The following is a 233-nucleotide window of genomic DNA, read 5'->3' as shown; positions in this document are numbered from 1 at the left end:
CCCTAGTCCGGCCGCCCACCGAACCGCCACTGATGCACTTCGATTCCGGTGTACCTGTCACCGGAGAGAATCATGCGCGCATGATCCGCGTCGGGGGCTTCCATAAGGACTCCGGCCCCGAGCACCCAGGAGCCGTCGTCAGACAGGAGGGGCCCGCCGACGATCAGGTTGTCCCGGTGCGGAACTTCGGTGGCCGTAGCCGCTGGTTCCAGCGTGAACCCGAGGACGAGGTA

At 66.1% G+C, this 233-nt stretch carries 1 pseudogene; it reads right to left on the bottom strand.

What is annotated here, in order from left to right:
• Positions 1-2 precede the first annotated feature (2 nt).
• Positions 3-233 (bottom strand): annotated as a pseudogene (locus tag BN358_RS27795) (hypothetical protein); the annotation flags it as partial.

The organism is Sedimentibacter sp. B4, assembly GCF_000309315.1.
GTDB lineage: Bacteria > Bacillota > Clostridia > Tissierellales > Sedimentibacteraceae > Sedimentibacter > Sedimentibacter saalensis.
The sequence above is the reverse complement of the archived record's forward strand: the minus strand, read 5'-3'. Positions and strand labels throughout refer to the sequence as shown.